The sequence below is a fragment of the Luteimonas sp. 9C genome (assembly GCF_902506295.1).
Classification (GTDB): Bacteria; Pseudomonadota; Gammaproteobacteria; order Xanthomonadales; family Xanthomonadaceae; genus Luteimonas.
In genome coordinates this window covers 1522050-1546941 of record NZ_LR733312.1, presented here as the reverse complement: position 1 = coordinate 1546941, position 24892 = coordinate 1522050, and the positions used below count along the sequence as shown (strand labels likewise).

Here is a 24892-nt window from a genome sequence, read left to right as displayed (position 1 = left end):
GCTGGTCGGGGCGTTCGACGACACCTATTCAGGTTTAGCGCGGTCGCAGGGCGACCCGCATCCCGCCCGGGCCGCCCGATCTGGAACCTGAACAGGGCCGAGGTTTCTTCAGAGGCGCGCCGCGAGGCGACTGGCCTGGTCGATCGCCCGCTTGGCATCCAGCTCCGCGGCGACATCGGCGCCGCCCACCAGGTGGACGACCGTGCCACGCGCCTGCAGTGCATCGAACAGCTCGCGACGCGGCTCCTGACCGGCGCAGATCACGACGTGGTCGACATCGAGCGTCTGCTCGGCGCCGTCGACGCGGATGCGCAGGCCGGCGTCATCGACACCGAGATACTCCACGCCGCCGAGCATCGTCACGCCCTTGGCCTTGAGCGTGCTGCGGTGGATCCAGCCGGTGGTCTTGCCGAGCCGCGCGCCGGGCCGGCCCGGGCTGCGCTGCAGCAGCCACAGCGTGCGCGCGGGCGGCGCGGGCGCGGCCGGTACCAGCCCGCCCGGCTGTTCGAAGGTCGGGTCGATGCCCCATTCGCGCATCCACGCAGCGGTATCGAGACTCGGCGACTGTCCGGTGTGCTCGACGAGGAATTCGCCGACATCGAAACCGATGCCGCCGGCGCCGATGATCGCCACGCGCTTGCCGGGGACCACGCGGCCTTCGACCACATCGACATAGCCGACCACCTTGGGATGGTCGCGGCCGGGGAAGTCGACTGCGCGCGGCACCACGCCGGTCGCCAGCACCACCGCATCGAATCCGCCGAGATCCGTGGCCGTGACCGGCGTCGAAAGGCGCACGTCGACACCGGTGTCTGCCAGGCGGTTGCGGAAGTAGCGCAGGGTCTCGTCGAACTCTTCCTTGCCGGGGATGCGCCGGGCGAGATTGAACTGGCCGCCGATGTCGGCGGCGGCATCGAACAGTGTCACCGCATGCCCGCGTTGCGCGGCAACCGTCGCGCAGGCGAGGCCCGCCGGGCCGGCGCCGACGACGGCCACGCGCAGCGGCGTCGCGGCCGGTAGATAGTTGAGTTCGGTCTCCGCACACGCGCGCGGATTCACCAGGCAGCTCGCGGTGCGGTTCTGGAACACGTGGTCGAGGCAGGCCTGGTTGCAGGCGATGCAGGTATTGATGCGCTCGGGCGTACCCGCGCGCGCCTTGGCCACCCACTGCGGATCGGCCAGCAGCGGCCGCGCCATCGACACCATGTCCGCCGCGCCGCTAGCGAGAATGCGTTCGGCGACGTCGGGCATGTTGATGCGGTTGGTCGCGATCAGCGGCAGCGACACGTGCGGCCGCAGCTTGGCGGTGACGCCGGCGAACGCGGCGCGCGGCACCGAGGTCGCGATCGTCGGCACACGCGCCTCGTGCCAGCCGATGCCGGTATTGATCAGCGTCGCGCCGGCGGCTTCGACCGCGCGAGCCTGCTGCACGACGTCGTCCCAGGCCGAGCCTTCGGGCACGAGTTCCAGCATCGACAGGCGGTAGACGATGATGAAATCGGCGCCGGCCGCCTCGCGCACGCGGCGCACGATCTCAGTGGCGAAGCGCATGCGCTGCGCGGTGTCCCCGCCCCAGGCATCGTCGCGTGCATTGGTGCGGCGGCTGAGGAACTGATTGATCAGATAGCCCTCGCTGCCCATGACCTCGACGCCGTCGTAGCCGGACTCCTGGGCGAGCTTCGCGGCATGCGCGTAGGCATCGATCGTGCGTTCGACACCACGCGCCGACAGCGCGCGCGGGGTGAAGGGGTTGATCGGCGCCTTGATCCGGCTCGGCGCGACCTGCAGCGGGTGGTAGCCGTAGCGGCCGGCATGCAGCAGCTGCAGGCAGATCTTCGCGTCGTGGCCGTGCACGGTCTCGGTGACCTGCCGGTGCCGGCGCGTCTCCCAGCGCCACGACAGCTTGCCGCCGAAGGGTTTGAGCCAGCCGGCGATGTCGGGCGAGAAGCCGCCGGTCACGATCAGGCCGACGCCGCCTTCGGCGCGCTCGGCGAAATAGCGCGCGAGCTTCGGGAAATCCGCGGCCCGGTCTTCGAGGCCGGTATGCATCGAGCCCATCAGCACGCGATTGCGCAGGGTGGCGAAGCCCAGATCGAGCGGCGCCAGCAGGTGCGGATAAGAGGCGGCGACGGGCTGGCCGGAGGCTGGCGTCATGGTCTGGATACGCGTGCGTATGGATCGCCCAGCGTGCCGGGAAAGCCGCGTGCCGGCAAGCACGGCCGACGAAGGTCGCCCCGCGCAGGCTGTCAAGAGTTGCCAGTGCCGGTCCGCGCCCTGAACATGGCGCGCCCCGCACCCGGGACGGCCGCCATCCAACCTTTCCAGGACTACCTGCGCGACGGCATCGTCGCCGCCGATCTGCCGGACCTGCATCCGCTGCTGGCGGCACGTGAACAGCTGCGCGCGTTCTCGACGTTGTTCCATGGCGGCGAGGAGATCGTGATGGTGCGGCTGCTGGTGCTGCGCGCGATCGGCGAGCGCGGCGATGCGCCGGACTGGTCGCCGCAGGAGCTGCGCGAACACTTCGCCTGGCTCGACCCGGTGAAGTTCGAGACCGTCATCGGCCGCCTGCGCGACAACGGCCTGCTGGCCTGGGACGCGCGCAGCCAGCGCTACCGCATCAGCCCGGTCGGCCGTCAGGCGCTGTCGGCGCTGGGGTTGCTGGTGCAGTTCAACGCCGAAGGCGACGAACTGGCGTACGTCACCGCGCAGCTCGCGGCGGGACAGGCGATGGGCAAGGTCGGCGCGGCGGACCTGCAGCATCTGCTGTCGCGGCTCAACGAATTGCGCGAGGACTTCGACCAAGCCGTGCTCAGCGGCTCGGAGCACCGCATCCGCCAGGCCGCCGACACGTTGCAGTCGGTGTGGCACTGGGTGGAGAAGGGCACCGAGCTGATCCGCGCGATCGCGGCCGACGACGATCTGGATGTCGCCACGCATCGCGTCGCGCAGCAGATCGGCCGCGCGCAGAGCGCGATGCTGCGCCAGGCCTCGGTGTTCCAGCGCGCCTTGAACCAGCTCGACCGGCATCGCGTGCACTTGGGCGCCAGCGGACTGTCGTCGTCGGACGTCAACCGCTTCCTGCGGGCCTGTGATCCGGGTGCGCTCGCCGACATGGCGACCGAGGCACTGACCATCGCGCCGCAGCCCGCGTTCGTACTCGGGCCGATCGCGCTCGACGTCGCCGAGTACGAACTCGTCGAACGCGAGCGCGAAGCCGCCGACGGGGCCGGCCTGCCGCCGCCGCGCGAGGCGCCCGAAGACCTGCAGGCGCCGGTCGCCGCCGATGATTACGCACGTGCCGCGCAATGGCTCGACCAGCTGCGCGCGCTCGACACGGCCGCGCCGCTCGGCGACTGGGTGCCGCAAGACAGCTTCGCGGTCAGCGCGTATCGCCTGTCGCTGCTGGGTCTGATCGGCGATGCCGGTGCGGAGAACCGCAGTGGCGTCAGTGCGCAGCTCGCGCAGCTGCCGATGCAATGGCGCGTCGACGCGGCATACGAACGCATCGACCGCGCCGGTGTCGCATTGATGAGCCGTGGTCGCCTGCTGCCCGCGGGCGTCGACGACGAGGCCCCGCCCGGAATCGAGATGCCCGACATGACCGCGCACGGCATCAACGACGACCTCGACACCGAGCCAGCCGCTGCGCCTGCGCCGCGCCGTCGACGGGCCGCCACACTTTCCGCGGAGCCCGGCACGCCGCCGACGCCCGCACGACGCAAGAAGACCGCATGACCGATTCCACCGCTACCCTGATCGCACGGCTGCTGGCCGAGCGCTGGCTGCCGCGCGAGGACCGCGCCGTACGCCAGATGCTGGTCGACGCCGAGCTGCGCGAGGACATCGACCGTCGCCTCGCCGCCGCCGGCCTTCGCCTGCTCGAACATCCCTACGCGGCGCATGTCGCGGTCGGCATCGCGCGGCAGCACGAGGCCGACGTGTTCGGCCATGGTGATGCCTGGGCGGCGAGCAACCTGCAGCTCAGCCGCGATGCGATGGCATTGCTGGTGGTGCTGTGGTCGCTGCTGGTGCTGCCCAAGCGCCAGCGGCAGATCGCGCGCCAGCAGACGGACCTGTCGCAGGACCAGGAGCAGATGTTCGCCGAGCTCAAGCCGGTACCCGTCGGCGCGGACGTGGTCGAGCCGATCAACGAACGCACGCTGCTCGCGGACTTCGGCGTGCAGCTCGGTGGCAAGGGGCGCATCCACATGAATCTCGGCACGCTGCAGCGGCAGGGCTTCATCGCCCGGCGCAGGGAGCGGATCCATGAAGGCCCGCTGCTCGATCTCGCGTTCGATTACGAGCGCATCGCCAGTCGGGTCATGGACGGCGCACTGGCACACGTGATCGCCGAGAGCCGCGCCGGCCCCGGTCTGGACCTGGAAGACACCGACGAACCGGACGACACCCTGCACGACGCCGCCATGACCGATGAGGCGCAGGCCGATGTTTGAGTTCCGCAGTCTCGAAGTCGTGCACTGGGATTACTGGCAGCGCTACGCCCTGCCGCTGGATGCCTCGATCATCACCGTCGTCGGCCCGAACGGCTCGGGCAAGACGACGCTGCTCGATGCGCTGCGCACGCTGCTGGCGATCGACGACCGCGACATGGCGCGCGACTACAAGACCTATCTGCGCCACAACGGCAAACCGTTCGCGTGGCTGCGCGCGGTGGTCAGCAATCCGGTCGACCGTCGCGGCCGCCGTGCGTTCTTCCCGTGCATGGACGAGCAGGTGACGATCGCCTGCCGCGTGCGCAAGCGTGGCGGCGACTGGACGCGCGACTACCAGATCGTCGCCGGCGACGTGCCGGTGGAAGCGCTCGATGCCGGTGGCGAATGGCTGGGCGTGCGCGACTACCGCGTGCGTCTCGCCGGCGCTGGCCTGAGTCGTGCGATCTGCCGCGTGTTGACGCTGGAGCAGGGCGCCACCGACAAGCTGTGCCAGTTGTCGCCGCGCGAACTGCTGCAACTCGTCTTCGACGTGTTCGAGGACAAGGCGGTGATGGACGACTACCAGCGCGCCCGCGCCGAACAGTTCGACATCGACAAGGAAATCGCCGAACTGCAGCAGGGTCTGGCCGAGCTGCACATGCGGCTCGAATCGTCGCGCGCCGATGTGCGGTCCTACGAGGACGGCATGGCGCTGCGCAACCAGCGGCAGATTCTGGAAGCGGAAATCGCGCCGAAAGTCGAACTGGCCGACCTGCGCGCGACCATCGACGGCGCGAAGCCGCGCTTGACCGGTTTGCGTCGTGGCCTGCGCGAGCGCCGCCAGGCGCACGATGCGTTGCAGGCCGAAGAGGCGGCGTCGATCGACGCGCGCGACGGCCTGCAACAGGCGATCGCCGATGCGCGCGCTGCACTGAGGACCGCGGAAGCGGGTTTCACCGGGGCGCGCGACCAGGCACGTGATGCCGAGCAGCTGGTGCGTCGCCACGACGAACTCGCGCGTCTGCAGGCCGAACGCGGCGGCGCCGATGTCGATGCGCTCAGCCGCGAGGTCGAACAGGGTCGGCGTCGCCAGGCGGAGCTGCGCCTGGAGGCCGAGCGCGATCGCGCGCGCGGTGGCGAGATCGCCGCGCAGGTCGCCGCGCTGCGTAGCGGCGGGCGTGTCGTCGAGCCCTTCGAACGCGAGTTCCGCGCCGCGCTCGATCGCGCCGACATCGGCCATGCGGTGCTCACCGAACTGGTCGAGATCGCCGATCCGCAGTGGGCGGTCGCGCTCGAGGCCGTGCTCGCCCCGTACCGGCATCTGCTGGTGCTCGACGCGGCGCAGGACGCGCGCCAGGCCTGGCAGCTCGGCGAGCGCCTGCAGTACCGGCACTTCGTCGTCGCCGAGCGCGCGCCTGCCGGTCCCGCGACACGCGGCTCGCTGCTCGAGGTGGTGCGTTTCAATGCCGATCCGCCCGCGTGGTTGCCGCGCCAGCTCGACCGCGTGCAGCGCGTCGCCGATGTCGAGGCCGGCCAGCGCCTGCCCAAGGGGCAGGACTGGATCACCGCGCAGGGGTATCTGCGCGAGCACCGCGGCGGTCGTCACATCGGCGGCGGCCAGCAGCACTTCGGCACCGGCGCGCGCGAGGCGCGGCTCGCGTCGCTGCATGCAGAAGCCATCGCCTTGCAGGAACGCGCGCAGGCGCGCGAAGACGCGCTGACCGCACTGGGCCGCGAGGTCGATGCGGCGCAGTCGCGCCTGCTCGGTCTCGATGCCGGCCAGGAACTGGTGACGCGCGCGGCCGAGTTCGCCGATGCGCAATCGCGCCTGCCGGCGCTGGCGCAGGCCGCGCAGGACGCCGCCGACGCGCTGACCGATGCGCGTGCGGCGCTCGATGCCTGCGAACGACTCGACAAGGACGGCAGCATTGCCGCCGCCACGCGCGCGGGCGAACTGCGCACGCTGGCGCAGGAACTGCGCGACCGCGGCAGCCAGATCGCGCAGGAGCGCGTGGCGCTGGTGCAGCGTCTGGTCGAGTTCCGCAAGCGCCGCGCGCGCATGCCGGTCGCATGGCGCACGCGCGAAGCCCTGCGCGCGGCGCGCGATGCCTACGAGAGTGCCGGTGCGGTACGACGCGAACTCGAACGCATCGACGAGCGGCTCGCGCGGGGCAGTTTCGTCGAGGACGCTGCCTGCGTGGCGATGCGCGACAAGTTCGCTGCCGACCACGACGCACTCGAAGCGGCGATCGCCAAGCGCGAGGCGCACCTGCATCGCGCGCGCCGGCTCACCGAGGACGCGCGTGGTGCCTACATCAACGTGCTGCGCGCGACCGTGCGCCGCTATCGCAAGAACCTCACCGCACTTGGCGAACTCGCCGGCATCGGTGTCGATGTCGGCATGCCGGAACTCGCGAACGAGGACGTGGCGCTGGCCCAGGCCGGTCTCACCGTGCGTTTCGATTTCGACCGCAAGGGCTGGATCGGCCTCGACGACGGCGAGGCGTCGGGTGGTCAGCAGGTCATGAAGTCGCTGCTGCTGCTGGTCGCATTGCTGCGCGACGAAGACCAGCCGGGCGGCTTCGTGTTCATCGACGAACCATTCGCGCATCTCGACGTGGCCAATATCGAGAAGGTCGGTCGCTTCCTGCGCAGCACGGATGCGCAGTACATCCTGACCACGCCGATCACCCACAACCTCAACGTATTCGAGCCGTCGGATCTGGTGCTCGCCACCAGCAAACGGCGCGCGGGCAGCGATTGGGCGGAGCCGGTCGCAGTGCTCAAGCGCGACCGCACGGAGGCAGTGCACGCCGCGGCGTGATCAGCGACCACGTCCGACCCTTGTCCGGTCGGACTTGGCGATGCCGCTTCATTGCACCAGGCTGTGGCTCACGCCCAGCCGGCGACCACCAGCTTGCCGATCGTGCTGCCGGACTCCAGACGGCGATGCGCTTCGCGCAGGGTTTCCGCGTCGATCGGCGAGAGCATGTCCGCCAGCGTGCCGCGCAATGTGCCGGTGTCGACCAGCTCGGCCACGCGCGCGAGGATCTTGCCCTGTTCGTCCATGTCGGGGGTGCGGAAGCGCGAGCGGGTGAACATCAGTTCCCAGTGGATGCCGATGCACTTGGCCTTGTAGGGATCGCCGATCTTCAGCGCGCCAGCGGGTTCGACGATCAGGCCGACATGGCCCTGCGGCGCCAGCAGCTCGCCCAGCACATCCCAGTAGCGGTCGGTGTCGGCGAGGTTGAGCGCGGCATCGACGGTCTCGAAACCGAGTGCCTGCAGCTGGGGCGCCAGGTCCTGCCGGTGGTCGATCACGTGATCGGCGCCCATGATCCGGCACCACGCGATGGTTTCCATGCGCGAGGCGGTCGCGATCACGATGAAGCCGGCCAGTTTCGCGAGCTGGATGGCGATCGATCCGACACCGCCGGCGCCGGCGATGACCAGCAGCGTCTTGCCGGCGCCGCCGCCGTCGATGTCGAACGGCATCCGCTGGAACAGCAGTTCCCACGCGGTGATCGCGGTCAACGGCAGTGCAGCGGCCTGGGCGAAGTCGAGCGAGTTCGGCTTCTTCGCAGCGATGCGGGCGTCGACGAGCTGGAACTCGGCATTGCTGCCGGGGCGGGTGATGTCGCCCGCGTAATAGACGGCGTCGCCGACCGCGAATCCGGTGACGTCGCTGCCGATGGCATCGATCACGCCGGCCGCGTCGTAGCCGAGGACTTTCGGATTCGCTTCGGTCTGCGGCTTCGGTGCGCGCACCTTGGTGTCGACCGGATTCACCGACACCGCCTTGATGCGCACGCGCAGGTCGTGCGGGCCGGGTTCCGGCAGGTCGAGTTCGACATCCTGCAGCGACTGCGGGTCGTCGATCGGCAGGTAGCGGGTCAGGGCAACGGCTTTCATGGCGGGTCCTTGGGACTCTGGGGCGACCTGCGTATTGTCGGCCCGTCGGGTTGCGGTCGATAGCGATAGGATCGCCAATCACCTTCAAGGGATTCTTTCGAATCGATGGACCGGATCGGCGACATCGCCCTGTTCCTGCGCGTGCTCGACACCGGCTCGATCAGCGCCGCCGCGCGCAGCCTCGACCTTTCGCCCGCGCTGGCCAGCCAGCGACTGAAGCGGCTCGAGGACGCGCTGGGCGTGCGCCTGCTGCACCGAACGACGCGGCGTCTGCATCCCACGCCCGAGGGCCTGCGGCTGGCGGGGGAGGGACGCGCGCTGGTGGAAGCGCTCGATGGTCTCGCCGGCAGCCTGCGCGAGAGCGGGGGGCAGGCAGTGGGTGGCACGCTCCGGGTGACGATGTCGGCGTCGTTCGGTCGCCAGCACGTCTCGCCGCGTTTGCCGCGCTTTCTCGCCGCGCACCCGGGCCTGCAGCTCAGCGTGCACATGAGCGACCAGCAGGTCGATATCGTCCGGGACGGGTTCGACCTCGCGATCCGGATCGGCGATCTCGACGACTCCCAGCTCGTCGGACGACAGATCGCGGCCAATCCGCGCGTGCTCGTGGCATCGCCTGCGTATCTGGCGAGGCGTGGTGCGCCGGCGGTACCTGCTGATCTGCGCACGCACGATTGCCTCGTGCTCGTCGGCAGCCGGGGGCGGCAGGATCACTGGCAGCTGCTCGACGCGGCGGGCGCCGAAACCACGGTGACGGTCGCGGGGCCGCTCGAAAGCAACCTGGGAGAGGTGCTGCGCGATGCCGCACTTGCCGACACCGGCATCGCCATGCACGCGCTATGGCACGTCGCCGACGATCTGCATGCAGGCCGCCTCGTACGCGTGCTGCCCGCGCATGCACCGCCCGTCACCGGGATCCACGCCGTCATGCCCGACCGCAGTTTCGTACCGCCGCGGACGCGCGCATTCGTGGCATTTCTCCAGGCCGAGTTCGACTCGATGCCGGAGTGGCGCGCAGGTGAGCGGCGGATCTGACGGCGCGCGTGTGGCAGCGGGAAAACCCAGGCAGACGGCGCACGGATCGGGCGTTGCGCACATGTGATGATCTTGACGCCACGCGCACATCCTCTTCACGACAATCCCGCCCCGTTGAGGTTCCTGACCAAACCAAAGGCTGGATGAATACCTGCTCGTGGCATCTAGGACGCTCTCAACCGTTATGTTAGTGTTAACAACGTCTTCACGCTGCTGACTTTAGGCTATGTGCAAGGCGTGTGCGTTTAACGCCTCAACCCGATGCCACGACGCATTCCCCCTTTTTAAGGAGCTGAAAAAACATGAACAAGAAACTCCTCTGCGCCGCGCTGCTCGGCGGTCTTGGTCTGGCGGGTCACGCCAGCGCCCAGGAGTTCGACGACCGCTGGTACCTCACCAGCTCGGCCGGCTTCAACTTCCAGGCAAATGATCGCCGCACGGACGACACCCCGTTCGTCACGCTGGGCATGGGTAAGTTCATCAGCCCCAACTGGTCGGTCGACGGTGAGCTGAACTACCAGAACCCGGGCTTCGACAGCTCGGTCGAAGGCGCCAACAACGACCTGAACTGGAGCCAGTACGGCATCTCGGTCGACTTCCGCTACCACTTCATCTCTGAAGGCCGTGGTTGGAACCCGTACCTGCTGGCCGGCGTCGGCTACCAGCGTTCGGAAGAAGAGTTCGATGCGTTCCCGAGCACGAATTCGCCGGGCCAGCGCGAGGAAGGCAACTTCGCTGCGAAGGTCGGTGCAGGTCTGCAGACCACGTTCGACAAGCGCGTTGCAGTGCGCGCCGAAATCGCCTACCGCGCTGATTTCGACGACAACAGCATCGCCGCGAACGGTTCGCGCGATTGGGAAGGCTACCCGCACAACTCCGAAGAGAGCTACTTCGGCGACGTGATGGCGTCGGTCGGCGTCGTGATCCCGCTCGGCCCGCCGCCGGCTCCCCCGGCTCCGCCGGCTCCGCCGCCGCCGCCGGCTCCGGCTCCGGCTCCGGCCCCGGCTCCGGCTCCGATCACCATCGATCTGAACGGCGTCAACTTCGACTTCGACCGTGCGACGCTGCGTCCTGACGCGGTGGCCATCCTCAACGAAGCCGTCGAGATCCTGAAGCGTTACCCGGAGCTGCGCGTTGAAGTCGCCGGTCACACCGACTCGGTCGGCACCGACGCCTACAACCAGCGTCTGTCCGAGCGTCGCGCCAAGGCGGTCTATGACCACCTCGCCAGCAACGGCATCATGGCTGACCGTCTGGTGGGTCCGACCGGTTACGGCGAGAGCCGTCCGATCGCGCCGAACACCAACGCCGATGGTTCGGACAACCCGGAAGGCCGTGCGCGCAACCGCCGCACCGAGCTGAACGTTCAGAACTAAGAACGTCCGGTTGTGACACCAGAAAGCCCGGCCTCGTGCCGGGCTTTCTGCTTGTGGGGGTAACCGTGATCTGATCGAAGGCGCCATGTCCGCGTCGAGGAATTGTCTCCCTTCGATGGCGACTGGCAGTCTTTCGGTCGGCAGTATCGTGAATACGCGGAAGCTCAGTTTTTCCTTGTGTGGCGTGTACTTGCCACCTACACTTCAGGCCAATTCGACCTGGGGGTGTTCTGCGCATGCGTGCTTTGTTCCTGTTGCCTCTGCTGGCCATTCCGCTTGCTGGCCATGCCGCTGATTGCAGCACCCTCGATACGCGTACCGCGCGCCCCTTGCAGGCCACCGTGCTCGAGCCCGTGTCTCCGGAACTCGCGGCGCCGACGTATCGTCTGGGCACCAGCGCCGTACTCGCGCGCGCCTACGACGAAGCGCAGTCCGCCGAGCAGGTCGTGCTGCGTCTCGAGATCGAGAAATGCCAGAACGTCGCGTTGGCCGCGCCGGCTGCGGGCGCGGTGAGCGCCAACGATCCGGCTGCCTACGTCAAGCAGACCGAGTTCGACAACACGCCCTACCGCTTCAACATGACCCAGGGCGGCAAACGCATGACCGCCGACGATTTCGATGCGTGGATCAAGGCCAACGGCTACACGGTCGGCAGCCGTCGCGCTGATCCGAACGCGCCGGCTGCACCGGCCGCTGCGGAAACCGCACCGCCCGGCGAGACTCCGCCCGTAGAATGAGTGCTGCGCGTCTCTGCATCGACGGCATGACGACGGCCCGCGCAAGCGGGCCGTTCGCATGTCGAGGTGCTGTGTCTTGAAGCCCGTCGTGCGTCCACCGCGGTATGGCCTCGCGCGCGTACTGTCGAAGCGCGGCCTGTGTTCGCGCAGCGAAGCCGAGCGGCGTGTACGCGACGGACGCGTGCGGGTTGCCGGCAAGATCGTGCGCGATCCGGAATTTCCGGTGGCATTGGACGCGTCGAACATCGTGCTCGATGGCGATGCGGCGCGCGCAACCGCGCATCAGTACCTCGTACTCAACAAGCCGCGCGGCCTGGTCACCACGGCGCGCGACGAGCACGGCCGCGACACGGTCTATCGTTGTTTCGATGGCGCAGATCTGGGCTGGATCGCGCCGGTCGGCCGGCTCGACAAGGCCAGCGAAGGCCTGCTGTTGTTCACCAGTGATCCCGCATGGGCCGCTCGTGTCACCGATCCGGAACAGGGGCCGCGGAAGACCTATCACGTGCAGGTCGATGGCCTGCCCGACGACGCCTTGCTTGAAGCGCTGGTGCTCGGCGTTGACGACGCGGGTGAGCGTCTGCAGGCCGGGTCCGCGCGCTTGCTGCGTCAGGGTGAGCGCAACGCCTGGCTGGAAATCGTGCTCGATGAGGGCCGCAACCGGCAGATCCGCCGACTGCTCGCTGCGCATGATCTGGGTGTGCTGCGACTGGTGCGCGTCGCAATCGGCGAACTGGCGCTGGGCGATCTGGCCAAGGGCGCGTGGCGTCCCTTGGCGGCCGGCGAAATCAACGCGCTGGCGCATCCGTCGGATCCCGCCACCGGCTGAGCCGCGTGGCGAGCAGGGCTTCGACGACTTCGTGTGCGCGGACGTCGCCCGGGCCGCGCGCGTCGTGCCCTTTGCCCTTGGCGTGATTGCAGCGAGCGCAGGCGAGCGCCAGGTTGCGCGGATCGTCCGCGTCATCGCCGACCTGCGCGGTCAACGCCGACGCCGCGCGTCGACCGAACCAGGCCTGCGGCACCACATGTTCGAGCGTGACGAGGCCGAGCGGCTCGCCGTCCTCGCGGACCTGCAGCGCGCTGCGGCAATGCAGGCAACGCGTCGACCAGATGCCGTCGTCGAGAACGGCGAGGGCATCGGTCTGCGCCGCGAGCAGCAGGCGCCGTCGCAGCGCGGCGCGCATGGCTCAGGCCTTCAGTACGCCCAGCTCATGCCCGATGCGGGTGAACGCATCGATCGCGCGGTCCAGGTGGTCGCGTGTGTGCGCGGCGCTGATCTGGGTGCGGATCCGCGCCTGCTCCTTGGCGACGACCGGGAAGAAGAAGCCGATCGCGTAGATGCCTTCCTCGAGCAGCCGCTGCGCGAAGCGCTGCGCGAGCTTGGCGTCGTAGAGCATCACCGGGCTGATCGGATGCACGCCAGGGCGCACGTCGAAACCGGCGGCCGTCATCTTCTCGCGGAAGTAGCGCGTGTTCTCCACCAGCTGCGTGCGCAGGTCGCCGGCGGCGTCGAGCATCTCGAAGGCCTTGATGCCGGCCGCGACCACGTGCGGCGGCAGCGAGTTCGAGAACAGATACGGGCGTGAACGCTGGCGCAGCAGTTCGATGACCTCGCGCTTCGCCGTCGTGAAACCACCGAGCGCGCCGCCCATCGCCTTGCCGAGCGTGCCGGTGACGATGTCGATCTTCTCCAGCACGCCCTTCACTTCGGCCGAGCCGCGGCCGGTCTCGCCGAGGAAGCCGGTCGCATGGCATTCGTCGATGTGTACCAGGGCGTCGTACTTCTGCGCCAGTGCGGTGATCTCGTCGAGCGGCGCGATGAAGCCGTCCATCGAGAACACGCCGTCGGTCGAGATCAGGATCGTGCGAGCGCCGTCGGCGCGTGCCTGCTGCAGCTGCTTTTCCAGATCCGCCATGTCGCAGTTCGCGTAGCGGTAGCGCTTGGCCTTGCACAGGCGGATGCCGTCGATGATCGAGGCGTGGTTCAGCGCGTCGGAAATGACCGCGTCCTCCTCGCCGAGCAGCGGCTCGTAGAGGCCGCCATTCGCATCGAAACACGCGGCGTAGAGGATCGTGTCCTGCTTGCCGAAGAAGTCGGCGATCGTCTTCTCGAGCTGCTTGTGCAGATCCTGCGTGCCGCAGATGAAGCGCACAGAGGCCATGCCGAAGCCGTGCGTGTCGAGCGCGTCCTTCGCGGCGGCGATGATGTCCGGGTGGTCGGCCAGACCGAGGTAATTGTTGGCGCAGAAGTTCAGCACCGTGCGGCCGTCTTCCAGCGTGATTTCGGCCGACTGCGGGCCGGTGATCACGCGCTCGGCCTTGAACAGTCCCGCGTCGCGGATCTCGTCGAGGGTGTCGGCGTAGCGCTGGGTGTTGGACATGAGGAAGACGCCTGGAGGAAACGGAGCTCGAATTCTACGGGGTCGCCCTATCGCGCGCTGTTGCGACCCGCGCGCAGCACCTGTTGTTGCAGCCATTCATTCCAACGCGGCTCGAGCGCTTCCACGGTCTCCGGCAGGTTGTAACGCGTGCCATCGCGCGCCAGCCACGCACTGAAGTCCAGCCCTTCGGCAACGGCGCTGCTGATCGGCGCCAGGATCTTCGGATCTCCACTCATCTCGGCCAGAAAAAGCCCTGTCAGCAGGGACTGCCCGTAGAACGTCTCCAGTCCTGCGAACCCACCGCTCGATGTCACCATCATCTGCACGCCCGAGTCCGACCTGGGGCCTCGGGACAGGGCGCTCGCGAGCGCAGCAGAGCGCACCGGATGCTCGGCGGCGAGAAAATCGGCAAACCCCGGAATCTCACGCCGACGCTGCTTCGCCACCCCGATGAATGCCGCGAGGTGGCGTGCCTGTGACTCCGGTGTTTCCATCGAGATCGCCACAGCCTCGTCCAGCCAGTCGGGCGCGGGGGTGCCGTAGCGCTCCTCGAGCGTGCGCACGGCGTCGGGCCAGAACATCGCCTCGTACATGGCGTGCCCAGCCTCGTGCCGAAGCGTGATTGCCTCCTGCGCATCGGCGCGGGCCAAGGCCTCGCGTATACGACTGCGGTCCACGCCTGCCTGGCGCATCGCGCGCTCGGTCATCGTGCGCATCGCCTTGGCCGGCACCCAGACCAGGGCGAACGCCAGATCGTTCGATTTCGCAAAAGCGGTGGCCTGGGTGGCATCGACCTGGGTGCTCAGGAGCAGCATGCCCACCGGGGCGCGTTCAAAGTAGCTCGCGTATCGCTGCGCCGCCTCGCCGATGGCGCGCGAGGCGACCTCGGCTTCTTCGGCCGTATCGGCATACGCGAGCCCGTACGGACTGGCAAAGCAGGACGCGGCAGGAGGTGCTTCCACCACCGGGCACCGGGGACCGCTTGCGGCAACGACCCCCGTGAGCAGCAGGCCGACGACAGGGATCAGACTGGAAATGCGCATGACCTTCCTTGGTGCGAATCGGACGTAAGCGGCCGGCATCAACGCCAGTCGAGCACCACCTTGCCCGACTTGCCCGATTCCATCAGGTCGAAGCCCTTCTGGAATTCGTCTGCCGGCAGCTGGTGGCTGAGCACCTTGCCAAGCGGGAAGCCCGACAGCACGAGCTGGGTCATCTTGTACCAGGTCTCGTACATCTTCCGGCCGTAGATGCCCTGGACGGTGAGGCCCTTGAAGATGATGCGGTCCCAGTCGATGCCGGCGCCCTTGGGCAGGATGCCCAGCAGCGCGACCTTGCCGCCGTGGTACATGCAGTCGAGCATGTCGTTGAACGCATGCGGGTTGCCGCTCATTTCCAGGCCCACGTCGAAGCCCTCCATGTGCAGGTCCTTCATGACGTCCTTGAGCGAGGTGTTCGACACGTTGACCACGCGCGTGGCGCCCATGTCGGCGGCGAGCTTGAGGCGGAAATCGTTGACGTCGGTCACCACCACGTTGCGCGCGCCGATGTGCTTGCAGATGCCCGCGGCCATCACGCCGATCGGGCCGGCGCCGGTGATCAGCACGTCTTCGCCGACCACGTCGAACTCCAGCGCGCAATGCGCGGCATTGCCGTAGGGATCGAAGAACGCGGCCAGCTCGCTTGGAATCTGGTCGGGGATCGGCCACAGGTTGGTCGCCGGCATCACCACGTATTCGGCGAACGCGCCGTTGCGGGTGACGCCGATGCCCACGGTGTTCGGACACAGGTGCGGCTTGCCGGCGCGGCAGTTGCGGCAGTGGCCGCAGACCAGGTGGCCTTCGGCCGAGACCCGCTGTCCGACGGTGTAACCGGTGACCGCCGAGCCCAGCTCGACGATGCGGCCGACGAACTCGTGGCCGATGACCAGGCCCGGCGTGATCGTGCGCTGGCTCCACTCGTCCCACAGGTAGATGTGCAGGTCGGTGCCGCAGATCGCGGCCTTCTCGACGCGGATCAGCACGTCGTTCGGGCCCGGCGCCGGCACCGGCACCTCCGCCATCCAGATGCCCTTGGTCGCGTCGCGCTTGACCAGCGCCTTCATTGTCTGGGCCATTGTGTCGTGTCTGCCGGTGGCGGAAAGAGCCCGCGATTATACGGGGCGCGCCTGCTGCGGCCGTGCTGCACCCGCACCTCGGCCAGCCGCCGTTGGCCTGCGCCGGGCCGGCGGGTTGGCTAGACTTGGCCCCCCGTCACGATCCACAGGACCACCATGCGCCATCCGTTACTGGCCGCGACGCTGCTGGGCGTCTTCTTCAGTTGCAGCGCGCCGGCGGCGATGGCGGGCGAGGGCATGTGGGTGCCGCAGCAGTTGCCGGACATCGCGCCGGCACTGCGCAAGGCCGGTCTGAAGCTCGATCCGAACCGGTTGGCGGATCTGACCGGCGATCCGCTGGGCGCCGTCGTGTCGCTGGGTGGCTGCACCGCGAGCTTCGTTTCGCCGCAGGGCCTGGTGCTGACCAACCATCATTGCGCCTATGGTGCGATCCAGCTGAATTCGACGCCCGAGAACAACCTGATGCGCGACGGCTTCAACGCCGCGGCGCTCGGTGACGAAATTTCCGCCGGGCCGAATGCGCGCATCTACGCGCTCGACAGCATCCAGGACGTGACTGCCGAAGTCCGCGCCGCGATCGACGCCGCGCCCGACGGTCTGGGCCGGACCACCGCGCTCGATACGATCGAGAAGACCCTCGTCGCGCGCTGCGAGGCCGATGCCGCGTACCGCTGCCGCCTGTACAGCTTCCTCGGCGGCAACAGCTACCGGCTGTTCCGCAACCTCGAAATCCGCGACGTGCGCCTGGTCTATGCGCCGGCGGGCGGCATCGGCAGCTTCGGCGGCGATGTCGACAACTGGATGTGGCCGCGCCACACCGGCGATTTCGCCTTCTACCGCGCCTACGTCGGCCGTGACGGCCGCCCGGCCGACTACGCCGAGGACAACATTCCCTATACGCCGCAGCGCTTCCTGCGCCTGGCCGACAAGCCCTTGCGCGAGAAGGATTTCGTCATGGTCGCCGGCTATCCCGGCCGCACCAGCCGTTACGCCTTCGCTGACGAATTCTCCGAAACCGTCGCCTGGCGCTACCCGCAGATCGGCCGCCATTACCGCGCGCTGATCGATCTGGTCGAGGCGCGCGGCAAGGCGGACCCCGAGATCGACGTGCGCTACGCCAGCGCCGTGCGCGGCTGGCAGAACACGCTGAAGAACTACGAAGGCCAGTTGCAGGGCTTCGAGCGCGTCGGCGCGCTGGCGCGCAAGCAGGCCGAGGAAGCCGCAGTGCTCGAGTGGCTGCGCAGCCGCGGCGACGACGGCGCAGCCGCGCTCGACGCGCACGCGAAGATCGTGGCGCTCGATGCACAGGCCAGGGCCACGCGCGAACGCGATCTGGTGCTGTCGCTGCTCGACAACAGCGGCCTGCTGTCGACCGCGAACCGCCTCTACCGCCTGTCGATGGAAAAGGAAAAGCCCGACGCGATGCGCGAGCAGGGCTACCAGCAGCGTGATCTGCCGGCGATCGAGGGCGGCCTGAAGCAGATGGACCGTCGCTTCGTGGCGGAAATGGACCGTGAGCTCACGCGCTATGCGCTGATGCAGTACATCCAGCTGCCGCCCGAGCAGCGCATCGCGGCGATCGACACCTGGCTGGGCGGCAACGATGCGGCGGCGATCGATCGCGCACTGGATCGTCTGCAGCGCAGCGTGCTCGCCAACAGCGACGAGCGCCTGAAGTGGTTCGCCGCCGATCGCCACGCATTCCTGCGCAGCCGCGATCCGGCGCTGATGTATGCCGCAGCGGTGACGCCGGAACTGCTGCAGATCGAACTCGCCTCGAAGGCCCGTGCCGGCGATCTGCTGCAGCTGCGCCCGACCTATCTGCAGGCCGTGGCCGATTACCGCGCCAGCCGCAAGGAGGCGGTGTACCCCGACGCGAATTCCTCGCTGCGCCTCACGTTCGGCAACGTGATGGGGTACACCAACCTCGCCGGCGCGCAGCAGACCCCGTTCACGCGTCTGGACGAGATCCCGCCCAAGGCCACCGGCGCCGAGCCGTTCGACGCGCCCAAGGCGCAACTCAACGCGATCGCCGCCGATCGCGATGGCGGCCTGGCCGATCGTCGCCTGCGCAGCGTGCCGGTCAACTTCCTGTCCGATCTCGACGTCACCGGCGGCAACTCCGGCTCGCCGGTGCTCGATGCGGACGGTCGCCTGACCGGCCTGCTGTTCGACATGACCTGGGAAGCGGTGGTGTCGAACTGGGTCTTCGATCCGGCCATGACCCGCACGATCTCGGTCGACCAGCGCTACATCCGCTGGGTCATGCAGGAAGTCGAGCCCGCGCCGCGCCTGCTGCAGGAAATGGGCGCGTCCGCACGCTGATGATTGTTCGCGCGCCCGGGCCATGTGCCCCGGCGCGCGCGATGCGTTCGTAGGATGGGTAGAGCGCAGCGAAGCCCATCGCTGCCATCCCGAGAATCCGCGAGATCCGCGTCGCGGCATCACCGGGCTGATCGATGCTGACATGTGCCCGTGCGACATCAGCGGCATCACCAATCTTTTTCACGAGCCGGCACAGAGCAATGACGGGTTTCGCTGCGCTCTACCCATCCTACGGTCGGCATTCCCGGACGCTTCGAGGATGCCCCTCCCGTAAACTGTCGCGCCGGCATCGCCGGACGCCCCCCATTCGAGGAACCGCGCGATGAGAATCCTGCTCGCCCGCCACGGCGAAACGCCGTGGAATGCCGAAGGCCGTTACCAGGGGCAGGAAGACATTCCGCTGTCGGAGGTCGGGGAGCGTCAGGCCACGCTGCTCGGCGCGCGCCTGGCCGATGTGCGCATCGATCGCGCGGTCGCATCGCCGCTCGCGCGCGCCGACCGCACCGCGCGCCTGGCGCTCGGCGAGACACGCGCCGCCACGCTGGCGACCGATCCCGGACTGGCCGAAATCGCCCACGGCACCTGGGAAGGGCTGCTGGCGAGCGAGATCCGCGCGCACGATCCCGAGCGCCTGACCGCATGGCGCGACGCGCCCGATACCGTGCAGATGCCCGGCGGTGAATCGCTGCAGCAGGTGTTCGACCGCGCCTGGCCCGCGTTCGCACGCGCCGTCGACGGTCTCGGTGCGGACGACACCGCGCTGATCGTCGCCCACGACGCCGTCAACCGCGTGATCCTGTGTCGCGTGCTCGGCATTCCGCTCTCGCGCCTGTGGACCTTCCGCCAGGCGCCGACCACCTTGAATCTGCTCGAAGGTCCGGACGTCGACAACCTCGACGTCGTGCGACTCAACGACTGCGCGCACCACACCGCGTTCTTCGGCGAGGCGGTCCACCGGGCGCTATGAGCAACCGTCGTTCGCTGGCCGACTGGCTGTCGGCGATCGAGGCGCGCCACCCGACCGAAATCGAGATGGGTCTCGACCGCGTCGGCGCGGTCTACGCGCGCATGGACTGTGGCCGTCCCGCGACGCAGGTGATCACGATCGCCGGCACCAACGGCAAGGGATCGACCGTCGCCTTCGTCGAAGCCATCGCGCGTTCGGCCGGCTGGCGCGTCGGTGCGTACACCTCGCCGCATCTGCTGGCCTACAACGAGCGCGTGCGCATCGATGGACACGATGTCGAGGACGCCGCGCTGGTGGAGGCGTTCGAGGCGGTCGAGGCGGCGCGTGGCGACACGCCGCTGACCTATTTCGAGACCGGCACGCTGGCGGCGCTGTGGCTGTTCGCGCGTGCGGACCTGGATCTCGCAGTGCTCGAGGTCGGCCTCGGCGGTCGGCTCGATGCGGTCAACATCGTCGATCCCGACGTCGCGGTGATCACCACGGTGGGTCTCGATCACCAGGACTGGCTCGGCGACGACGTCGAGACCATCGGACGTGAGAAAGCCGGCATCGCCCGCGCGTGGAAGCCGCTGGTGCTCGGCGACACCGACCCGCCGGCGAGCGTGCTGCAGCACGCCTACCGCATCGGCGCGGTGGCGATCCGCGGGGGCAGCGATTTCCTCTACGCGCCCACGGACCCGGGTACCTGGATCTGGCGCGAGGTCGGCTTCGAGGTGGCGCTGCCGATGCCGGCATTGTCGGCGCCCGTGCAGCTGCGCAACGCGGCGGTCGCGATCGCGGCGATCCGCGCGCTGGACCGTGACACTGGAGACGCCGCGCTCGCGGCTGGGATTGCCGGCGCGACCGTGGCCGGGCGCCTGCAGCGCTTCGAGCGCGGGGGGGTGGAGATCGTCGTCGACGTGGCCCACAACCCGCAAGCGGCGCAGGCGCTGGCCGAGTGGCTGGTCGCGTCGCCGGCCGCGGGCCGCACGGTGGCGGTCTACGCCGCGCTCGCGGACAAGGACGCAGCCGGTGTGGCGGGCGCGCTGGCGCCTTCGATCGCCCATTGGCATCTGGCGGGATCTACCGCCGCCGGCGCCCGCGGCCAGGATGCCGCCACGCTGCGCGCACGCCTGCCTGCCACGCTGGCCGGCGGGATCGCCGAGCACGCCGATGTCGATGCGGCACTGGCTGCGGCGCGGGCCGATGCCGCGTCCGGCGACCGCATCCTGGTGTTCGGCACGTTCCACGCCGCGGCGGCGGCCCTGCAGGCGCTGCAGGGCAGGCGTTAAGAAGCAGGGCGGGACGGCGCGTATAATTTGCGCGGCCCCGTGTCCGGATTCCGCATGTCGCCTGCATTGAAACAACGCCTGATCGGCGCCGCCGTGCTGATCGCGCTCGCGGTCATTTTCCTGCCGATGCTGATCAAGGGCCCTGCGCCCGCGAGCGGCCTGCCGGACATGTCGCTGGACGTGCCCGATGCGCCGGCGGGCGACTACAAGACCGTCGACCTGCCGTTGATCGCGCCGCCACCGGCGCGCGCGGGCGGTGCGCTCGCAGGCGCGCCGGTGTCCGAAGCGGCGCCCGCGGCGCCGGCGGCCACCCGGCCGGATGGCAGCGCGCTGCCGACCGTCGATACGGCCGACCAGGACACCGCCTTGCCCGTCACCGCGGCCGGCGGCGGGTACGCCGTGCATTACGCCGCGTTCGCCAACGAGGCCGATGCCGATGCGATCCTGCGCCAGCTGTCCCAGTCCGGCCTGACCGGCTACCGCGAAGGCTTCACGCTCAACGGCAAGCCGGCACAGCGTGTACGTCTCGGGCCGTATGCCAATCGCGCCGACGCCGAGATCGTCCGCGTGCGCGCCGCGCAGGTCCGCGACGACGTGACCCCGCGCGTGGTCACGCTCGATGCGGGCACCCGGCCCGACGTGGCGCGTCCGGACACGCCGGCGCCGGCCACGCCGGTAGCCTCGCGCCCGACCCCCGCGCCTGCGCCCGCGACGCCGACGACCGAGCCACTGCCGCAGGACGCGCCCGCGGCGCGACCAGTTGCGCGCACGCCGCCTGCACAGACACCCCCCGCCGCAGCGCCCGCAACGCCGCCGCCGGCCGCAGCTGCGCCGACGTCGGGCACCGGCTTCGTGGTCCAGGTGGGCGCCTTCAGCAACGCCGCCGATGCCAACGCGATGCGCGATCGTCTGCGCGGCGCCGGCATCACCGCGTTCACCGATTCGGTCGAGACCGACAAGGGGCGCCTGACCCGGGTCAAGGCCGGCCCGGTCGCGTCGCGCGGCGACGCCGATCAGCTCAAGACGCGCGTCCGCAGCGCGGTGGGCGTCGACGGTCTGGTCCGCTCGCATCCCTGAGCCCCGCCGGGACGCATCGCCCCACACTTCATACCGGCGCGTCCGCGCGCCCCAAGCCGAACTGGAAATCGAACATGTGCGGGATCGTCGGGATTGTCGGAACCTCTGAAGTCGCAGCCGCGTTGTACGACGGCCTGACTGTGCTGCAGCACCGCGGGCAGGACGCGGCCGGCATCGCCGTCTCCAACGGCACGGTGATGCGCGTGCACAAGGGCAACGGCCTGGTGCGCGACGTGTTCGACACCAGGGCGATGGATCTGCTGCAGGGGCGCGTGGGCATCGCCCACTGCCGCTATCCCACCGCCGGCAGCGAGGGCCATGACGAAGCGCAGCCGTTCTACGTCAACTCGCCCTACGGCATCGCGCTCGCCCACAACGGCAACCTGGTCAACACCGACCAGCTGCGCCAGCAGGTGTTCGAAACCGACCGCCGCAACGTCAACACCGAGTCGGATTCGGAAGTGCTGCTCAACGTGTTCGCGCACGAGCTCGACCGCGAGAAGGCGCTGACGCCCGAGGCCGCGTTCCGCGCGGTCGAAGGCGTGAACCGCCGCGCCAAGGGCGGATACGCGGTGGTCGCGACGGTGCTGGGTCTGGGCCTGGTCGCGTTCCGCGATCCGCACGGCATCCGTCCGCTGGTGCTGGGCAAGCGCGAAACCAGCGAGGGCACCGAGTACGCGGTGGCGTCGGAATCGGTCGCGCTCGACATCCTCGGGTTCGAGCATCTGCGCGACGTGGAGCCGGGTGAGGGCATCGTCATCACCGCACGCGGCGAGCTGCACCACCGCGAATGCGCGCCCCGGCAGCCGCATGCGCCGTGCATCTTCGAATACGTGTATTTCGCGCGTCCGGACTCGATGATCGAGAACATCTCGGTGCACAAGGCGCGCATGCGCATGGGCGTCACGCTGGGCGAGAAGATCCTGCGCCTGCGCCCCGACCACGACATCGACACGGTGATTCCGATTCCGGACACCTCGCGCGATGCGGCGCTGGAAATTTCCAACGTGCTGGGCGTGAAGTACCGCGAGGGTTTCATCAAGAACCGCTACGTCGGGCGCACCTTCATCATGCCGGGGCAGGGCGAGCGCGCGAAGTCGGTCAAGCGCAAGCTCAATCCGATTCCGCTGGAATTCCGCAACCGCGTGGTGCTGCTGGTCGACGACTCGATCGTGCGCGGCACCACGTCCAAGCAGATCGTGCAGATGGCGCGCGACGCGGGCGCCAAGAAGGTGTATCTCGCCTCGGCCGCGCCGCCGGTCCGGCATCCCAACATCTACGGCATCGACATGCCGTCGGTCGACGAACTGGTCGCGCACAACCGCACCGAAAAAGAGATCGAAGCCTTCCTCGGCTGCGACTGGCTGATCTACCAGGATCTCGCCGATCTCGAAACCGCCGTCGCCGGTCCGAAATTCCCCGAGCGCCGGTTCGACAGCTCCTGCTTCAGCGGCGAGTACGTCACCGGCATCGAAGGCGGCTATTTCGAGCGTCTGCAGCAGCTGCGCAGCGACGACGCGAAGAAGAAGCGCCGCGCGTGAGCGCGGTGGTGGTCGCGGACGCGGCGGATCTGTTCGCGGCCGCGCGCCACTGTCTCGATGCGCGCGATCCCGATGACAAGATCGCGCTGACCGCAGCCTACGCGCGCCGGTTCCGCGAGGGCGCGCTGCCGCTCGATACGAACGCGCCTGCGCCCGGGCCGATCGGCATGCCGGGCCGCCCCGAACGCCCGAAACTCGTGCATCCGCGCGAACTGCCGCGGCGCGGCTTCGGCAGCGACGAAGGCCGCGCGGCGTTCATCCACGCCATCGCGCACATCGAGCTCAATGCCATCGATCTGGGCTGGGACGCGGTCTACCGCTTCCGCGAACTGCCTGCCGATTACTACGCCGACTGGGTGTCGGTGGCCGATGACGAGGCGCGGCATTTCGTCATGCTGCGCGACCGTTTGCGCGCACTCGGGTTCGACTACGGCGATTTCGACGCGCACAACGGATTGTGGGAAATGTGCGAGAAGACCGCGCACGACGGCATGGCGCGCATGGCGCTGGTGCCGCGTGTGCTGGAGGCACGCGGCCTGGACGTGACGCCGGGGATGATCGTCAAGCTGCGTGGGCTCGGCGACCACGAGACCGTCGCCGTGCTGGAGGTGATTCTCCGCGAGGAAGTCGCGCACGTCGCCGCCGGCAGCCGCTGGTTCCGCTGGTTCTGCGAGCGCCGCGGCGTGCAGCCCGAACCGACGTTCCGCGACCTGCTGTCGGCGTACGCGCGCGCCGTGCTGCACGGCCCGTTCAATCTCGACGCCCGCGCCGCGGCGGGATTCAGCGACGAAGAGCTGGCCGCGCTGCAGGCCCTCGCCGAACGCTAGCGCTGCATGCAGGCAGGCGCACGCTTGCACGCGATCAGGCGCAGGGAGAGGCATCGCGCGCAAACGCGCTCCTGGCGGAGACGCACCTCCGATCGAGCCGCGATCAGATCGCGGTGGGCAGCGCCGACAGCGCCAGTCGCCCGTCCGCGGATGCACGCAGCACCGAACCCTGTTCGAACCAGTCGCCGAGCACGATGCGCCTGCAATCGCGGCCGGCGACCTGCAGGTCGTGGATCGCGGGGCGATGCGTATGCCCGTGGATCATCGTGTCGACGCCGTAGCGCCCGAACCAGTCCTCGACCGTGTCCGGCGCCACGTCGGTGACGGTTTCCATCGTGCCGTCGCCACGCAGGCTGGCGGCCCGCGCCTGGCTGGCGTCGCGTGCCTGCTGCGCGAATGCCACGCGTGCGGCGAGCGGCTGCGCCAGCATGTGCGACTGCCAGGCCGGATCACGCACCTGCGCGCGCACCGCCTGGTACTGGACGTCGCCGGTGCACAGCAGGTCGCCGTGGGTCAGCAGCACGGGCCGGCCGTAGAGATCGATCACCGCGGGATCGGGCAACAGGCGCATGCCGGCGCGCCGCGCGTAGTCATGGCCGACCAGGAAATCCCGGTTGCCGTGCATGAAGGCCACCGGCACACCCGTCTCCGACAGCGCGGCCAGGCGTCCGGCGACCTGGGCACCGGCGTCGGACGGATCGTCGTCACCGACCCAGGATTCGAACAGATCGCCGAGGACGTAGAGCGCATCCGCGCTGCGCGCTTCACCCTCAAGGAAGTCCAGGAACAGCGCGGTGATCTCCGGACGCGCCGGATCCAGATGCAGGTCGGAGATGAAAAGCGTCGTCATGGCGCCATTGTAATCCGGCCGCCGTGGCCGGCTGGGCGCGCCGG

The 24892-nt window shown here is 69.0% G+C and carries 20 protein-coding genes; 13 read left to right on the top strand and 7 right to left on the bottom strand.

Annotated elements, in window-relative coordinates:
• Positions 1–108 precede the first annotated feature (108 nt).
• Positions 109–2154: an NADPH-dependent 2,4-dienoyl-CoA reductase gene (locus CURTO8I2_RS06980; RefSeq protein ID WP_159679826.1), complete on the bottom strand. Its 2046-nt coding sequence runs from the start codon at positions 2152–2154 to the stop codon at positions 109–111.
• A gap of 126 nt (positions 2155–2280) precedes the next feature.
• Between CURTO8I2_RS06980 and CURTO8I2_RS06975 the strand changes: the two genes are divergently transcribed.
• From CURTO8I2_RS06975 to CURTO8I2_RS06965, 3 genes are read left to right on the top strand one after another with little or no spacing between them, the layout of a single operon-like run.
• Entirely contained in the window at positions 2281–3738 is a 1458-nt protein-coding gene (locus CURTO8I2_RS06975) for a hypothetical protein (RefSeq protein WP_159679824.1), read from the top strand.
• Entirely contained in the window at positions 3735–4457 is a 723-nt protein-coding gene (locus CURTO8I2_RS06970; protein ID WP_159679822.1) for a hypothetical protein, read from the top strand. The genes CURTO8I2_RS06975 and CURTO8I2_RS06970 overlap by 4 nt, the downstream gene beginning before the upstream one ends.
• Positions 4450–7260 (top strand): AAA family ATPase, encoded by a 2811-nt coding sequence (locus CURTO8I2_RS06965; protein WP_159679820.1) that lies wholly within the window; start codon positions 4450–4452, stop codon positions 7258–7260. Before CURTO8I2_RS06970 ends, CURTO8I2_RS06965 begins: the two co-directional genes overlap by 8 nt.
• A gap of 68 nt (positions 7261–7328) precedes the next feature.
• Here the strand turns inward: CURTO8I2_RS06965 and CURTO8I2_RS06960 are convergent, their stop codons facing one another.
• Positions 7329–8348: a zinc-binding alcohol dehydrogenase family protein gene (locus CURTO8I2_RS06960; protein ID WP_159679818.1), complete on the bottom strand. Its 1020-nt coding sequence runs from the start codon at positions 8346–8348 to the stop codon at positions 7329–7331.
• 105 nt (positions 8349–8453) lie between these two features.
• On the opposite strand from CURTO8I2_RS06960, the gene CURTO8I2_RS06955 reads away from it, so the two are divergent.
• From CURTO8I2_RS06955 to CURTO8I2_RS06940, 4 genes are all read left to right on the top strand, one after another.
• Positions 8454–9380, top strand: a complete 927-nt coding sequence (locus CURTO8I2_RS06955) for a LysR family transcriptional regulator (protein WP_159679816.1) — start codon at positions 8454–8456, stop codon at positions 9378–9380.
• Positions 9381–9682: 302 nt separating this feature from the next.
• Entirely contained in the window at positions 9683–10756 is a 1074-nt protein-coding gene (locus tag CURTO8I2_RS06950) for an OmpA family protein (RefSeq protein ID WP_159679814.1), read from the top strand.
• Between the two features lie 236 nt (positions 10757–10992).
• Complete coding sequence (locus CURTO8I2_RS06945) at positions 10993–11493, top strand: hypothetical protein (protein ID WP_159679812.1); 501 nt, start codon at positions 10993–10995, stop codon at positions 11491–11493.
• A 76-nt stretch (positions 11494–11569) separates the two neighbouring features.
• Positions 11570–12322, top strand: coding sequence for a pseudouridine synthase (locus CURTO8I2_RS06940; protein ID WP_236551027.1), 753 nt, complete (start codon positions 11570–11572; stop codon positions 12320–12322).
• Here the strand turns inward: CURTO8I2_RS06940 and CURTO8I2_RS06935 are convergent.
• Genes CURTO8I2_RS06935 through tdh form a run of 4 tightly spaced genes read right to left on the bottom strand, consistent with a single transcriptional unit; the run spans position 12282 to position 15990 of the window.
• On the bottom strand, positions 12282–12677 hold the full coding sequence (locus CURTO8I2_RS06935) for an HNH endonuclease (protein WP_159679808.1): 396 nt from the start codon (positions 12675–12677) through the stop codon (positions 12282–12284). The two genes, CURTO8I2_RS06940 and CURTO8I2_RS06935, sit on opposite strands and share 41 nt — an antisense overlap.
• A gap of 3 nt (positions 12678–12680) precedes the next feature.
• Entirely contained in the window at positions 12681–13874 is a 1194-nt protein-coding gene (gene kbl / locus CURTO8I2_RS06930; RefSeq protein ID WP_159679806.1) for a glycine C-acetyltransferase, read from the bottom strand.
• Positions 13875–13921: 47 nt separating this feature from the next.
• On the bottom strand, positions 13922–14917 hold the full coding sequence (locus CURTO8I2_RS06925) for a hypothetical protein (RefSeq protein WP_159679804.1): 996 nt from the start codon (positions 14915–14917) through the stop codon (positions 13922–13924).
• A 38-nt stretch (positions 14918–14955) separates the two neighbouring features.
• Complete coding sequence (gene tdh, locus CURTO8I2_RS06920) at positions 14956–15990, bottom strand: L-threonine 3-dehydrogenase (RefSeq protein WP_201295487.1); 1035 nt, start codon at positions 15988–15990, stop codon at positions 14956–14958.
• A gap of 156 nt (positions 15991–16146) precedes the next feature.
• Here tdh and CURTO8I2_RS06915 point away from each other — a divergent pair, with 156 nt between their 5' ends.
• From CURTO8I2_RS06915 to CURTO8I2_RS06890, 6 genes are all read left to right on the top strand, one after another.
• Positions 16147–18315, top strand: coding sequence for a S46 family peptidase (locus tag CURTO8I2_RS06915; RefSeq protein ID WP_159679802.1), 2169 nt, complete (start codon positions 16147–16149; stop codon positions 18313–18315).
• A 322-nt stretch (positions 18316–18637) separates the two neighbouring features.
• Entirely contained in the window at positions 18638–19282 is a 645-nt protein-coding gene (locus CURTO8I2_RS06910) for a histidine phosphatase family protein (protein ID WP_159679801.1), read from the top strand.
• Complete coding sequence (gene folC / locus CURTO8I2_RS06905; RefSeq protein WP_159679799.1) at positions 19279–20553, top strand: bifunctional tetrahydrofolate synthase/dihydrofolate synthase; 1275 nt, start codon at positions 19279–19281, stop codon at positions 20551–20553. Before CURTO8I2_RS06910 ends, folC begins: the two co-directional genes overlap by 4 nt.
• Before the next feature lie 54 nt (positions 20554–20607).
• The gene (locus tag CURTO8I2_RS06900) at positions 20608–21630 is read left to right on the top strand and encodes an SPOR domain-containing protein (protein WP_159679797.1); all 1023 of its coding nucleotides are present in this window, start codon (positions 20608–20610) and stop codon (positions 21628–21630) included.
• Positions 21631–21704: 74 nt separating this feature from the next.
• The gene (gene purF, locus CURTO8I2_RS06895; RefSeq protein ID WP_159679795.1) at positions 21705–23171 is read left to right on the top strand and encodes an amidophosphoribosyltransferase; all 1467 of its coding nucleotides are present in this window, start codon (positions 21705–21707) and stop codon (positions 23169–23171) included.
• Positions 23168–23998, top strand: coding sequence for a ferritin-like domain-containing protein (locus tag CURTO8I2_RS06890; RefSeq protein WP_159679793.1), 831 nt, complete (start codon positions 23168–23170; stop codon positions 23996–23998). Before purF ends, CURTO8I2_RS06890 begins: the two co-directional genes overlap by 4 nt.
• Before the next feature lie 103 nt (positions 23999–24101).
• On the opposite strand, the gene lpxH is transcribed toward CURTO8I2_RS06890, so the two are convergent.
• The gene (lpxH, locus tag CURTO8I2_RS06885) at positions 24102–24848 is read right to left on the bottom strand and encodes a UDP-2,3-diacylglucosamine diphosphatase (RefSeq protein WP_159679791.1); all 747 of its coding nucleotides are present in this window, start codon (positions 24846–24848) and stop codon (positions 24102–24104) included.
• Between the last annotated feature and the right edge of the window lie 44 nt (positions 24849–24892).